This window comes from Salipiger marinus (genome assembly GCF_900100085.1).
Classification (GTDB): domain Bacteria; phylum Pseudomonadota; class Alphaproteobacteria; order Rhodobacterales; family Rhodobacteraceae; genus Salipiger; species Salipiger marinus.
The window spans coordinates 1-13,691 of sequence record NZ_FNEJ01000010.1 but is presented as its reverse complement, the minus strand read 5'-3'; the positions used below and the strand labels follow the sequence as shown (position 1 = coordinate 13,691).

10 protein-coding genes and 2 pseudogenes are annotated in these 13,691 nt (G+C 62.4%); 11 read left to right on the top strand and 1 reads right to left on the bottom strand.

Features of this window, described 5'->3' with window-relative positions; all coding sequences use genetic code 11:
- Nucleotides 1-23 precede the first annotated feature (23 nt).
- The 11 genes and pseudogenes from flgK (at nucleotide 24) to BLR51_RS12580 (ending at nucleotide 13,464) form a co-directional block, all read left to right on the top strand.
- A complete protein-coding gene (flgK, locus tag BLR51_RS12630; RefSeq protein WP_089847469.1) occupies nucleotides 24-1,484 on the top strand; it encodes a flagellar hook-associated protein FlgK in 1,461 nt (486 codons plus the stop codon).
- Nucleotides 1,485-1,495: 11 nt separating this feature from the next.
- Nucleotides 1,496-2,494, top strand: a complete 999-nt coding sequence (locus tag BLR51_RS12625; RefSeq protein ID WP_089847467.1) for a flagellin — start codon at nucleotides 1,496-1,498, stop codon at nucleotides 2,492-2,494.
- Nucleotides 2,494-3,600 (top strand): flagellar basal body P-ring protein FlgI, encoded by a 1,107-nt coding sequence (locus BLR51_RS12620; RefSeq protein WP_089847465.1) that lies wholly within the window; start codon nucleotides 2,494-2,496, stop codon nucleotides 3,598-3,600. The genes BLR51_RS12625 and BLR51_RS12620 overlap by 1 nt, the downstream gene beginning before the upstream one ends.
- Before the next feature lie 78 nt (nucleotides 3,601-3,678).
- The gene (motA, locus tag BLR51_RS12615; protein WP_089847463.1) at nucleotides 3,679-4,548 is read left to right on the top strand and encodes a flagellar motor stator protein MotA; all 870 of its coding nucleotides are present in this window, start codon (nucleotides 3,679-3,681) and stop codon (nucleotides 4,546-4,548) included.
- Nucleotides 4,545-6,758 (top strand): hypothetical protein, encoded by a 2,214-nt coding sequence (locus tag BLR51_RS12610; RefSeq protein WP_089847461.1) that lies wholly within the window; start codon nucleotides 4,545-4,547, stop codon nucleotides 6,756-6,758. The genes motA and BLR51_RS12610 overlap by 4 nt, the downstream gene beginning before the upstream one ends.
- 76 nt (nucleotides 6,759-6,834) lie before the next feature.
- Nucleotides 6,835-7,542, top strand: a complete 708-nt coding sequence (locus BLR51_RS12605; RefSeq protein ID WP_242656722.1) for a transglycosylase SLT domain-containing protein — start codon at nucleotides 6,835-6,837, stop codon at nucleotides 7,540-7,542.
- A 2-nt stretch (nucleotides 7,543-7,544) separates the two neighbouring features.
- On the top strand, nucleotides 7,545-9,626 hold the full coding sequence (flhA, locus tag BLR51_RS12600) for a flagellar biosynthesis protein FlhA (RefSeq protein WP_089847459.1): 2,082 nt from the start codon (nucleotides 7,545-7,547) through the stop codon (nucleotides 9,624-9,626).
- Complete coding sequence (locus BLR51_RS12595) at nucleotides 9,623-10,390, top strand: flagellar biosynthetic protein FliR (RefSeq protein ID WP_089847457.1); 768 nt, start codon at nucleotides 9,623-9,625, stop codon at nucleotides 10,388-10,390. Before flhA ends, BLR51_RS12595 begins: the two co-directional genes overlap by 4 nt.
- A 4-nt stretch (nucleotides 10,391-10,394) precedes the next feature.
- Nucleotides 10,395-11,489, top strand: a complete 1,095-nt coding sequence (locus BLR51_RS12590) for an EscU/YscU/HrcU family type III secretion system export apparatus switch protein (RefSeq protein ID WP_089847455.1) — start codon at nucleotides 10,395-10,397, stop codon at nucleotides 11,487-11,489.
- Nucleotides 11,486-11,935, top strand: a complete 450-nt coding sequence (locus tag BLR51_RS12585; RefSeq protein ID WP_089847453.1) for a hypothetical protein — start codon at nucleotides 11,486-11,488, stop codon at nucleotides 11,933-11,935. Before BLR51_RS12590 ends, BLR51_RS12585 begins: the two co-directional genes overlap by 4 nt.
- Before the next feature lie 398 nt (nucleotides 11,936-12,333).
- Nucleotides 12,334-13,464: pseudogene (locus BLR51_RS12580) on the top strand (IS3 family transposase).
- A 139-nt stretch (nucleotides 13,465-13,603) separates the two neighbouring features.
- Here the strand turns inward: BLR51_RS12580 and BLR51_RS27160 are convergent.
- Nucleotides 13,604-13,691: pseudogene (locus tag BLR51_RS27160) on the bottom strand (IS5/IS1182 family transposase); the annotation flags it as partial.

Here is a 13,691-nt window from a genome sequence, read left to right as displayed (position 1 = left end):
AGCCCATGAACGGAGGCCGCTGAATGTCGCTGACCGGAGCCCTTTCCAACGCATTGAGCGGCCTTACCGCAAACAGCCGCAAGGCGGGACTCGTCTCGTCCAACATTTCCAACGCGACGACCGAAAGTTATGGCCGTCGGGTGCTGGAGCTGTCTCCGCGCAGCAGCGGCACCTCCGGAGGGGTCTGGATCGACGGGGTCGTGCGGCTTGAAGATGCGGCGGTGCTGTCGGATCGCAGGCTTTCCGACGCACAGTCGGGCTTTGCCGACAGCCTGCAGTCCTATGCCACTCAGGTGGAGACCCTGTTTGGCGCAAGCGGCGCGGCAGGATCGCTGACCGAACGTTATGCCACGTTCGAGAACGCGCTGCTGACGGCATCCAGCGATCCGGCCTCGACCCAGCGGCTGGATGCCGTGGCGCTGGCGGCGCAGGATCTGGCGGCCAAGCTGACGGTCATCAGCGCTGGCGTCCAGTCCGCCCGGACCGAGGCGGATACGGCCATCGCGACGCAGGTCGAGGCGCTGAACAGTGCCCTGTCCCGGGTCGACCGGCTGAACGTGGCGATTTCTGACACGGTGCTGCGCAATGGCGATGCTTCCTCGCTGATGGATGAACGGCAGCGGGTGATCGACAGCGTGTCCGGGATCGTGCCGCTGCGCAGTGTCCAGCGCGACCGGGGCATGGTGGCGCTTTACGCGGGATCCGGCACGGTGCTGCTTGATCCCGACATCAACAGCGCGCCTGCGGTTCTTGGCTTCACCCCCGTGGCGACCGTCACCAGCGACATGACGCAGGATAACGGGCTGCTGTCGGGCATCACCCTGAACGGTAGAGCCATTCGCGCCAGCAATGCCGGACCGCTGGGGGGAGGCACGCTGGGTGCGCAGCTGCTGATCCGCGACGAGGCCGGGGTGGCGACGCAGGTGGCGCTGGATGCGCTGGCCCGTGATCTGATCGACCGTTTTGGTCCGGGCGGCCCGGATGCCACGCTTGGCGCCACCGATGCGGGGCTGTTCACCGATGCCGGGCTTGCTTTTGATCCGGGTGACGAAACCGGCATCGCAGGCCGGATCCGCATCAATGCGCTGGTCGCCCCCGGAGGTGCCGGATCCTGGCGCCTGCGCGACGGGCTCGGCGCCGCCGTGACGGGGGCCGTGGGGGATGCCACGCTGATCAATGGTTATGCCGATGCGCTGGAGGCGCTGCGGACCCCGGCGTCGATTGCGCTGGGCACTGGACCCAAGAGCTTTGGCCAGCATGTGGCGGATCTGCAGTCGCAGGTGGCGATGTCGCGCGTCCGGGCCGACTCCGAACAAAGCTTCAGCCGCGCCCAGAATACGGCGCTGCGCGAGCTGGAGCTGTCCAAGGGCGTGGATACCGACGCCGAGCTGCAGGACCTGATGCTGATCGAACAGCATTATGCCGCCAATGCCCGGGTGATGACCGTCGTCGACGAACTGATGCAGAGACTTCTGAACATCTGAGGAGAGCGGGAATGAACACTGTCGGAGACATGGCGCGCACGCTGCTGCTGCGGACGCATCACACACGGCTCAACCGCGAGATGGATCAGCTCGGGGTCGAACTCGCCACGGGGTTCGTCCGCGATCCAGCCACCCATCTGGCGGGGGATGTCACCGGTCTGGTCGCCATTGACCGCACCCTCGCGCAGTTGGAGGCCTTTCGTCTCAATACCGCGGAAGCCTCGCTGCTGGCGGGGACGATGCAGACGACACTGTCCGAAATCCAGACCCGCGCCGAGGCCGTCTCGCAGGTTCTGCTTTCGGCGGCGCTGACCCCGTCGTCAGAAATGCTCTCCACCCTGTCGGAAGAGGCGAGCAATGCCTTTGGACAGATGGTCAGCGGCCTGAACCGGGGGATTGGCGGCCGCTATCTTTTTGCCGGAACCACGACCGACACGCCTCCGCTGGCGGATCCGGAGGCGATGCTGGCCGATCTGCGCGGCGCGCTTGCCGGAGAGACGACGGTGGCCGGGGTGGATGCCGCGCTCGACGCATGGTTCGGTTCCGGCGGCGGGTTCGAGACGATGGGCTATCTTGGATCGCAGGACGGTCTTGCGCCGCTGCGGCTGAGCCGGACCGAAACCGCGGCCCTGGACATCCGCGCGGACAATCAGGTGTTCCGGGACGTCTTGAAGATGATGGCCAAGGCGGCGCTGGCCACCGATCCGACGCTTGGCCTGCCTCTGGAGGTGCAGACGGGTCTTATGGCGAAAGCGGGTCGTGATCTGCTGCAGGCGCAGGCTCCGGTGGTGGAATTGCGCGCGGGCCTTGGCGCGCTGGAAGCCCGGATCGAGGAAACCACCACGCGCAATGCTGCCGAGACCACCGCGATGAGCCTCGCCCGGCTGGATCTGGTGGGGATCGACCAGTTCGACACCGCCGCCCGCTACGAGAACACCCGCTCCCAGCTGGAGGCGCTTTATGCGATTACCGTACGTTCCTCACGCATGTCGCTGACGGAGTTCTTCTGATGCGACGGCTTTTGCTGGGCGTGACGCTGGCGGTTGCGGCCATGGCGGGGCAGACCGAGGCGCAGGCGGTGCGGATCAAGGATCTGGTGGAGGTCGACGGCGTCCGCGCCAACGATCTGGTGGGCTACGGGCTGGTGGTCGGGCTGAACGGCACGGGCGACGGTTTGCGGAACGCACCATTCACCGAAGAAATCATGCAGAATATTCTGGAACGGCTCGGAGTGAACGTCACCGGAGAGCAGTTTCGCCCCCGCAATGTCGCAGCCGTGTTTGTCACCGGGCGACTGCCGCCTTTTGGCCGCGCCGGTGGCCAGATCGACGTGACGGTATCGGCAATCGGGGATGCCAAAAGCCTGCTGGGGGGAACGCTCATCATGACGCCGCTCAATGCCGCGGATGGCCAGATTTATGCCGTGGCGCAAGGGACGGTGATCGCGGGCGGGGTCGAAGCCGAAGGTGATGCCGGTCGTGTGGTGCAGGGGGTGCCGACCTCCGGGGTCATTCCCGCCGGGGCGCGGATCGAACGCGAGGTGGATTTCGAGTTTCAGGATCTGTCCACCTTGCGGCTGGCGCTGCGCGAGCCGGACTTTACCACCGCCGCCCGGATCGAAGCGGCGATCAACCGGGCGGTGGGGCGGCGTGCGGCCAACATGACGGATGCCGGCACCGTGTCGGTCGACCTGCTCAGCACGGGCGCCAGTTCTCCCGCCCGGGCCGTCGTGGCGATTGAGAACCTTGCGGTGGAACCGCAGCGCCGGGCACGGGTCGTGGTCGACCAGAGGTCGGGCACCATCGTCATGGGGGAAGATGTGCGGATTTCCCGGGTTGCCGTGTCGCAGGGCAACCTGACGCTGCGCATTCAGGAAGCGCCGATCGTGGTGCAGCCCAACCCCTTTGCCGAAGGCGAGACCATCGCCGTCCCCCGCACCGAAGCGGATATTGTCGAAGAGCCCGGCATCGGGCTTGCGGAAGTTCCGGGCGGCACCAGCCTGTCAGAGGTCATCGCCGGGCTCAATGCGCTGGGTGTGTCCCCGCGCGACATGATCGACATTCTGAAAAGCATCAAGGCCGCAGGCGCGCTGCATGCGGAATTCGTGGTGATGTGACGCTGAGCTCGCCGCGAAAGGCCATCTTAACGGTCGGCGGTCTATCCGGTTACGAAGGCTGATTTAGGAGCTGCCCAGATGCTGGGAATCATCGGGATCGTTGTGATCTTTGCCATGGTGTTCGGCGGCTACATCGCCGCTGGTGGCAAAATGGCGATCATCATCAAGGCGCTGCCTTTCGAAATGATGATGATCGGGGGGGCCGCCGTGGGCGCCTTTCTCATCGGGAATGACGGGAGCGTCGTCAAGCATACGCTCGCGGATATGGGCAAGGTCTTCAAGGGGCCAAAATGGAAGACCTCTGACTACAAGGACCTGCTCTGCCTGCTGTTCGAACTGATCCGCCTTGCCCGGCAAAGCCCGGTCGCCATCGAAGAACATGTGGAATCGCCCAAGGACTCGTCGATCTTTTCGCGCTATCCGAAAATTCAGGGCGACAAGCTGGCGATCGAACTGATCTGCGACACCATGCGCTCCATGTCCATGAATTATGACGATCCCCATCAGGTCGAAGAGGTTCTGGACAAGCGCATCGAGGCGGTGGAGCATCATCGCATGCATTCCAGCCACGCCTTGCAAAGCATGGCGGATTCTCTTCCCGCCCTTGGCATCGTGGCTGCCGTGCTCGGGGTCATCAAGACCATGGGCTCCATCGACCAGCCGCCGGAAGTGCTGGGCAAGCTGATTGGCGGTGCCCTGGTCGGGACCTTTCTGGGGGTCTTCCTCGCCTATGGGTTCGCCGGGCCATTTGCCGTAAAGGTGAAAGCGGTTGTCGAAGAGGATCTGCATTTCTATCAGCTGATCCGAGAGGTGCTTGTGGCCAACCTGCACAACCACGCCACAAACATCTGTATCGAGGTCGGTCGTCAGAATACTCCGGCGCATTTCCGCCCCAGCTTTGTCGATCTGGAAGAGGCGCTGAAATCCGTCAAGCAGGAGGCGGCATGATCCGCATCCTGAGGGTCTCCATTTTCCTATGGCTTCTGGCTTCGGCAGCCGGAGCACAGACGGTGTTGGTCCGGTCTGGGGAACATGGGGACTTCACCCGGCTTGTGCTGGACCTGCCTGCCGGGGTCGAAATCACTGCTGCACCCTTGGCGGACGGTGGCGGCACGCTGCTGAAACTGCCCGGGCCGGGATATCGTCTCGACACATCTCAGGTGTTTGACCGCATCACCCGGACGCGGATTGCTTCCGTGACAGCTCTTCCGGACGGGGCAGGGCTGGACATCCGTTTTGGCTGCGCCTGCGGCACACGGCTGTTCCGCGCGGGCGATCGCATGATGGTGCTGGATGTGGGGGAATCTTTGCCGGAGGCACAGGATGTGGTGCCGCCAGACGAAAATTCCGCTCCGGAAACCGGGATGCTCTCGGAAGTTCGTCTGGGGGCCGATCCGGGGATTGGTCCCAGACAGGTCGAAAACCCGCTGATGCCGGCACCCTTCTTTCAGGACCGGATCCGGGCGGAGGAAGATACCCGGATGCTGACCGATTTGACGGAGTTCGAGCAATCACTGGCGCAGCAGGTGGCCAGCGCCGCCACTCAGGGCCTTCTGGAGACGGTGCTTGATCCGCGGCTGCTTGCACAACCGCCCAGCCCTTCGAAGCCGCCGGCTGCCCTGCCTCAGAAAGCACGGGAGCATGTGGGAGCTTCGCTCGTCCCGTCACAGCCAAGCGATCCGGAGCAACGCATAAGGCTTGGCGGTCAAATCCCGTGCACGGCTGACTCGGCGCTGGATCTGTCCGCGTGGGGCGGAGAGGCTGACACGCCGCTCGACAGCCATATTCCGGCACTGCGCAGCAGGCTCTATGATGGTCGTGACCGGCTGGATCGCGAGGTGATGCATGATCTGGTTCGCGCCTATCTGTCCATCGGCTTCGGGGTGGAAGCACGGGCTTTGCTCGCGCTTGATGAGGAGCGCCCGCCCGAGCTTCTTGCGGCGCTTGCGTTGATTGTTGACGGCAAGCAGGGTGATCTTGGCGTCTTTGACGGTCAGACAGAATGCGACGGTGCTGCAGCTTTGTGGTCGGTTCTTGCGGGTGGCAACGGTGCCGACCGGGCCGAGATCAATGATGCCGCCGTCCTGCGGGCTTTTGAAGCGCTGCCTTTGGTGCTGCGCGATCTGCTGGGACCTCAGCTCGCGACCCGGTTAGCTCAGGCGGGGCACGAAGATACGGCGCGGAACGTGCTGTCTCGTCTGCAGCGGGCCACCGGCAGCGTCAGCCAGGAAATGCAGTTCACAGGAGCGCGGATCGATCTTCTGTCCGGAGAGATTGAGGCTGCAAAATCGGTGCTCGACTCGTTCACCCATGAAAACGGGCCGCGCACCGCAGAGGCCGTGACCGCCGCGATCGAAGTTGCGACGCAGCAGGGGGCTCCGGTCCCGGCACGCCTGACAGACCTTTCCGCCGCCTATGTGACAGAGCTGCGCAAGACCGAACAGGGCCCGGATATTTGGCTGGCACATGTGCGTTCGCTATGGGCCAACGGGCAGTTTCAGGAAGCGGTGACGGAGCTTCTGCAGACCGACGAAATTCCGGACGCCACACTGGCGAAAGCCGCTTCGGAAGTGGTGCAGGTGATGGCCGAAATGGCGGAAACGCCGCTTTTCCTGCGCCATGTGCTTGACCCGCACGTGTTTGCGCTTCCCGGTCTTGACGGGGATGTGTCGCTGGATGTGGCGTCGCGCCTTCTGGAACTGAATTTGCCCGACAGTGCGGACCAGTGGCTGGGGAGATATGCCGCCGAGCCGGAGGACAGGCGCAAGGCGCTGCTGCTCGCCCGCAGGCATCTGGCAGGCGGCGAACCCGAAGCAGCGGAAATTGCGCTGATCGGGTTGCAGGGTGAAGACGTTTTGGCCCTGCGCGTCCAGGCCCGCGAAATGATGCAGGACTTTACCTTTGCAGCCGACGCCTTCGCCCGGCTGGGCCGCAGCGACGAGGCGCAGGATGCGGCTTGGCTGGCAGGGGACTGGGCGGCCTTGGAAAATGGTGCAGAACCGACCTATGCCGCCACTGCCGACCTCGTTCGATCTGAGCTACCGGATCTTGAAGCCGCGCCCATCACCTTGGCGCTTGGGGAAACGCTCGCCGCGTCTGGTGCAGAGACGTTGCAAACGCTGCGAAGCCTGCTGGAAGAAACGCGGCTTCAGGACTGAGACAGCCAAGCCAGATACCAAATTTCAACCACTCTGGCGGTAAAGCTCAGAACATATCGCAAACAAGGGGATTGAGATGATCAACGTCGCCGCTGTGCTGCTTGTGCGGCATCGCTTCTCCAGCAGGGCGGTGATGTGTCTGGCGGGGATGCTCCCTATGTCCCCTTTTTCCGTTTCTGCGGCGGTCCCGGCCGGGTCCGTCTGTGATCAGGCCGCCGCGGAGGCGTCGGTGCAAAGCGGCGTGCCACTCGCTGTGCTTATGGCGCTCTCGCGTACGGAAACTGGTCGGCTGAAGGACGGACAGGTGCAGCCCTGGCCCTGGACGGTCAATGTCGAGGGGACGGGAGCATGGTTTCCCTCCGAGCCGGAGGCGCTTGCTCATGTCCGCCAGCATCTGGAGGAGGGCAGGCGCAGCATCGATATCGGATGTTTCCAGATCAATCATCGCTGGCATGCTGACAAGTTCCCCTCGCTTGATGCCATGTTCGCACCGGTGGAAAATGCCCGCTATGCGGCGCATTTCCTGTCAGAGCTTTACGCCCGCACGGGAGACTGGACCGAGGCGGCAGGGCTCTATCACAGCGGCACTCCCGAGCTTGCGGCCCGGTACAAGGCCCGGTTCACACAGATTTCTGCCGAACTCGATGCCGGATCCCTCCGGATGGTGAGTGCCGCGCGCCAGAATGACTATCCCTTGCTGCGCGCAGGGGGGGAGCGGGCGCTGGCGTCCCTGACGCCGATTTCTGTCCGGATTCGCCCGCTGATCGCGCGGGAGACACAGTAGATATGGCGAGCCGCTCCGACTCCTATTTCCGGCCGACAGTGTTTCTCGCTGTCGCGTTGATGGCGATCATCGTGATGATGATCCTGCCCATGCCATCCTGGGTGCTGGATATCGGTCTTGCTGCCTCATTCGGCGTGGCCATCCTGATCTTTACCGTCACGTTGTTCATCGAACGGCCGCTCGACTTCTCTGCCTTCCCGACCATCCTGCTGGCATCGCTGATGCTTCGGCTGTCGCTCAATGTCAGTTCGACCAAACTCATTATCGGTCAGGGACATACCGGCACGGGCGCTGCGGGTGAGGTGATCGAGGGGTTCGCGAATTTCGTCATGGGCGGCAGCGTGTTCCTTGGCCTGGTGGTGTTTGGCGTGCTGCTGATCGTCAACTTCACGGTAATCACCAAGGGCGCGGCACGGATGGCCGAAGTTGGCGCGCGCTTTGCCCTTGATGCAATGCCGGGCAAACAGCTTGCCATCGACAGCGACATGGCAGCTGGCGCCATCGACCACGCTGAAGCCAAACAGCGCCGCGAGCGGGAGCAGCAGGAAACCACCTTTTTCGGCTCTCTCGACGGCGCCTCGAAGTTTGTCAAAGGAGACGCGGTCGCAGGGCTGCTCATCACTCTGCTGAACCTTGTGATGGGCATGGTCATGGGAATCTTCGGGCATGGCATGGCCGTTTCCGACGCGTTTGAAACCTATGCGATTCTCACCGTCGGGGACGGTCTGGTGTCGCAGATTCCCGCGGTCATCATTTCCATCGCCTCGGGTCTGCTTCTTGCGCGGGGAGGTGCCACCGGCGCCACCGACGTGGCCATGATCAGCCAGCTGGCGCGGCACCCCGCCGCGCTGGGGACTGTCGGAGTGCTGATGGCCCTGTTTGCGCTGGTGCCGGGCCTGCCGTTCCTGCCTTTCATGCTGGGCGCGGTCATCCTGTCATTTGTCTCTTATCGCCTGTCGCGGCAGCCCGTCGCGACGGCTGCGACCGGACCCGCTGAGCTGATAGCGCCAGCGCCGCGTGAAAAGCCGATCGGAGACATCCTGGATGTTGATGACATCCATGTGGAATTCGCGCCTGATCTGGTAAACATGGTTCTGGATCCCGGAACTGGTCTGGACGTCCGGATCGCCAACATGCGCCGTCACATTGCTTCCGGCTTTGGCTTGATCCTGCCCGAGATTCGCCTGACTGACGCCCCGGCACTGGCGACCGGCGTCTATGTCATCCGCATCCATGGCGTGGAGGTGGCGCGCGGCGAGCTCAACCCCGATCTGGTGCTTGCGCTCATGCTTGATGACAAGCGGCAGCTGCCCGAGGGGCGGGATGTGACTGAACCGGTCTATGGTGCGCCCGCCCGATGGATCCGTCCGCTTGATCAGGATCGGGCGGCCATCACTGGCGCAACCATCGTAACTCCGACCGAGGTTCTGGCGACCCATCTGCTGGAAGTCATCAAGCGGAATTTTGGCAGGCTTCTTACGTTGAAATCGCTTCGGCGCATTCTTGATGAGATGGTCTCGCTCAGCGACAAATCGCGCGCGGAGGCAAATCGGCGCCTGCTGGACGAGCTCATTCCTGACAAGGTGCAGATCGATACACTGCACGCGACGCTTCGCCTGCTTCTTGAGGAACAGGTCAGCATACGGAACCTGCCCCTCATTCTGGAGGCGGTGGCCGAAGTCCGGGGACATCACTCAACCCCGGAGGCCATCTGCGAACATGTCCGACAGCGGCTTGGCTTCCAGCTTGTCGCCGCCATGCGGAGGGAGGACGGAACGATTCCATTGATCCAGCTCGCCGCAGAATGGGAAGATACCTTCAACACTTACCAGATCGACGGCGGGCGCGGTGCCTTGGATGTCGCATTGCCGCCCGAAGCGTTCGAACAGCTGACCCGCAACATTGCTGACGAAGTGGCTCAGGCCAGCGCACGGGGGGTCTTTCCAGCGCTTGTCATTTCGTCCCGGCGCAGGCGCTTTTTGCGAACGCTCATGGCAGCAAAGGGGATCGCAAACCCGGTGCTTTCCTTCGAGGAAATTGGCATCGAAGCGCGTCCCTCCCTGGTTGGGGTGGTGGCCGCATGACGGCGCTGGAGCAGGCATTTCCGCAGCTTTCTCACGGGCTGTGGCTCGGGTTTCTGGTTTTTCTGCGCATTGGGGCTCTGCTGACCGCATTGCCTGGGCTTGGCGAGCAGTGGCTTTCGGTGCGTATTCGTCTTGTTCTGGCAGGATTGCTTACCGCCGCTGTTCTGCCAGCGGTTGAACCGTTCTTTCCCGAGGCTACGCCGGCTCTGGAAGTCTTTATGCCTGCGCTTCTGACAGAAACCGTGTCCGGTCTGCTGCTTGGTCTGACACTGCGGCTTTTCGTGTTTGCCTTGCAGATGGCCGGGACAATTGCCGCTCAGGCCACCTCCCTGTCACAGCTCCTGGGAAACAGCACCAGCGAACCTCTTCCCTCAATCGGACATATCCTGACGTCGGCGGCACTGGCACTGCTGATGCTCACGGGTTTTCATGTGAAGGCTGCTGTTTTCCTGATTTTGTCCTACGAAATCCTGCCACCGCTCACCTGGCCATCACCGGGCGCGGTCGCGGAAGCCGGTCAGGCCGAAGTCGCTCGAAGCTTTGCCCTCGCCTTCACTCTGGCGGCACCCTTTGTCATCCTTTCAGCGCTGTATAATCTGACCTTGGGCTTCATCAACAAAGCCATGCCGCAGCTGATGGTGGCTTTTGTCGGCGCTCCAGCAATCACTTTCGGCGCCATTGCGCTTCTGGGGCTGGCTGCCCCCCTTCTGCTGGCGGTCTGGCTGGATCGGGTCGACGCCTTTCTGTCCAATCCCTTCTGGTGATGTCATGGCAGCGGATGATGACGGCGAAAAATCTCATGACGCGTCGCAGCGAAAGCTGGAAGACGCGCGAAAGAAGGGAGAGATTCCTCGATCTGCGGATCTTCTGACGGCCGCCGCCTATTCCGGGCTGGTGGTGGCCGCCCTGGCTATGGGTGGGCAGTCGCTGGAGTCATTTGGCGAGTCGCTATTGCCTATGCTGGATCAGCCTGAAGAACTGTCAAAAGCGCTGTTCGGCGGTATGGCGACAGCCGCCACCGCGGGGCTGCTGCAATCGACAACGACGCCGCTCTTGTCATGGCTGGGGCTTCCGCCGCTTCTGGTAGGGTGTGTGCTCTTTGCCAGCCGAGGTGTGACGGTGACGGCCTCACGGCTTGCACCGAAGCTTAGCCGCATCTCTCCGCTGGAAAACGCGCGCAACAAATTTGATCGGCGCGGACTCTTCGAGTTTATGAAGAGCTTTGTGAAGCTGGTCATCTATGCTTCGGTGCTCGGGATCTTCCTGTCCAACCGCCTTGATCAGATGATGGGGTCGCTTGGCGGAACTCCGGGACAGGTCACGATGCTGATGGCCGCTTTGCTGACCCAGCTTCTGGTTCTGGCAGCCTTGGTTGCAATGACTTTGGGCGTTCTGGATTTCCTCTGGCAGTATGGAGAACATCTCAGACGGAATCGTATGTCCCATAAAGAACTTCGGGATGAATTCAAGGAATCCGAAGGCGATCCGATGTTCCGTCAGCACCGCAGGGCACGCGCACAAGAGATTGCCATGAATCGGATGATGCTGGACGTCCCGAATGCCGATGTGGTCATCGTTAACCCTGTCCATTACGCTGTGGCGCTGAAATGGAGTCGAAAACCGGGCGAGGCGCCCATATGTGTGGCGAAGGGTGCGGATGAAATTGCGCGTCGCATTCGTGAAATTGCGGAGGAGCATGGAGTTCCAATCCATTCGAATCCCCCCGCCGCCCGTGCTCTGTTTGCCTCCACAAAGATAGGGCAACAGATCAGCCGGGATCATTATCGCGCCGTCGCTGCCGCGATCCGGTTTGCCGAAGAGATGCGGCAAAAATCGAAGGCAGTCCCAGGAGGCGCGCGATGACCGGAAAAACTTCAGACCTTGGCGAGCTGCGCCACATCACCTCGCTGCTACGCGCGCGCGCGCTCGAAGATGTGCGTCGTGAACGTCTGGAAGAAGACCGGCTGCGGGCGGAGCAGGGAGAGATCGACAGAATGCGGGAAGCGGCACGTTCTGCGGCGCAAGCTGTGTCTCTGCAGCGCCTGATCGGCGCAGATACACTGTGGCAGGGCTGGCTGACCAGCCGACGGATGGAGATCAACCGGCAGATGGCCATGGTGCGCGCGCGCCAAGCCCACCACCTCGCGGTTGCCCGCCTCGCGTTCTCGCGCGACGAGGCGGTGGCGTCTCTGCAGTCCCGCGAAAGGCAGGCCCGACAGTCAGATGCAGAACGGCAACAGGCTCAGAAACTGGAGGCGCTGCTGTTTCTGCGGCGGCTTCAGGCCGTGGATCAGGCCGAGACATCATGATCGCAGCGAACTGACTCGGCCCGTGGTCTCCCTGGCACTGTTCGTGCGAGGGTTGCGGGTCCCGGAGTTCAAAGAGGGTGAGGAGCCTTGTGCAGGACGGGATGCTCATTTGGCGTTGGGACGAGTTGCGCCACTGGTGCAGGATCGGCACTGACACGATCATGTGAGTAAGCTGTCGGAAAATATGGAAGAGAATGCGTGGAGATGCGCGCGTCAAGATCGACATTAGCTGAACAGCATTCCATTCGCCTAATTCGTTTGACCTGCCCGCCGCGAAATCGCTCACCTCAATGGAGAGTCTGCGGCACCTCTGAAGGAGCAGACGAATGCTAAAGAGCCGTTTCACCGAGGCGCAGATAATCGGGATAATCAGGGAGTAGGGTTCAAGCGTTAAGCGATTGATCCAGTGGATCAATCGTAGCGCAGAACGGGATGCCGACTGCGGAAGTATGCTGCAGGCACGGCCTGAGCGCCGCAACGTTCTACAAGCTGACGTCCAAGTATGGCGGACTGGAAGTGTCCGAAGCCGCCCGGCTGAAGGCCCTCGAGGATGAGAACGCCCGGCTCAGCGCCTGCTGGCGGACACGATGCTGGACAACGTCGTGCCGAAGGATCTGCCGGGAAAGAACTGACGACATTGACCAGGCGGCGAGACGCGGTGCTCCGGGTGATGCGGGATCATGACATCTCGTAGCTCAGGGCCTGCAGGCTGATCGGTGTCGATCCCAAGACGCACCGCGCGTAAACGCTCGCCGGATTTCGCTGACATCCGCAAGGAGATGCAGGACATCGCCGACATGCGGCGTCGGTTCGGCTATCGCCGGATCGGTGTGTTGCTGGAACGCAAGGGCATGAGCATGAATCACAAGAAGCTTTATCGCATCTACCGCGAGGAAGGTCTGTCGGTGAAGCGACGACGCGGCCGAAAACGGGCACGCGGAACCAGGACGCCGATGCCGGTTGCCGCGTGGCCCAACGCTCGCTGGTCCTGGGACTTCGTGTCTGACAGCTGCGGCGCCTCGCGAAAGTTCCGGATCCTGGCGGTGATCGATGATTCCACCCGGGAATGCTTGTGCCTCGTGGCGGACACCAGCCTGTCCGGCGCACGGGTTGCCCGTGAGCTCAGCGCCCTGATCCGGATCTACGGCAAGCCCGGTTGCATTGTCAGTGACAATGGAACCGAGTTCACCAGCCGGGCGATCCTGAAATGGGTCGACGAGAACGAGGTGCCATGGCACTACATCGATCCGGGCAAGCCCCAGCAGAATGCTTTCGTCGAAAGCTTCAACGGCAGCCTGCGAGACGAGCTCTTGAACGAGGAGCTTTTTGACAGCCTGGACGATGCGCGGCGGAAGCTCGCCCTGTGGCGCTACGACTACAACACGGTCAGACCGCACTCCTCGCTGGGCAACCACCCCTCGCAACAAGCGCGCCGAGCGCTTGAGCAACTTGAGGGCTCTGCGCCCGGCGCGCTTGCTTCTGACGGAGCACGCGAATGCCAAAATCCAACCTGCAGCCTCTCGCTATGAATGAGGGGCCCTTAGGGGGCAGGTCAAGATCAGCGCATCATAATCCCCAGAGATGCTCGCGAGGAGTGAACCATGTTCTGCACAGTGGCTTGAAGGCCGACGTCTTCAGCGGCCTGAATCCTGAGTAGGCTCTGCTAGGTCATGTTGACAAAAGGCGCAGCCAAAGTCGGATGGAGGTGATGTCGATGAAGCCCAAGAAGCTCTCAGCGGTTTTGTCGTAGCGTGTG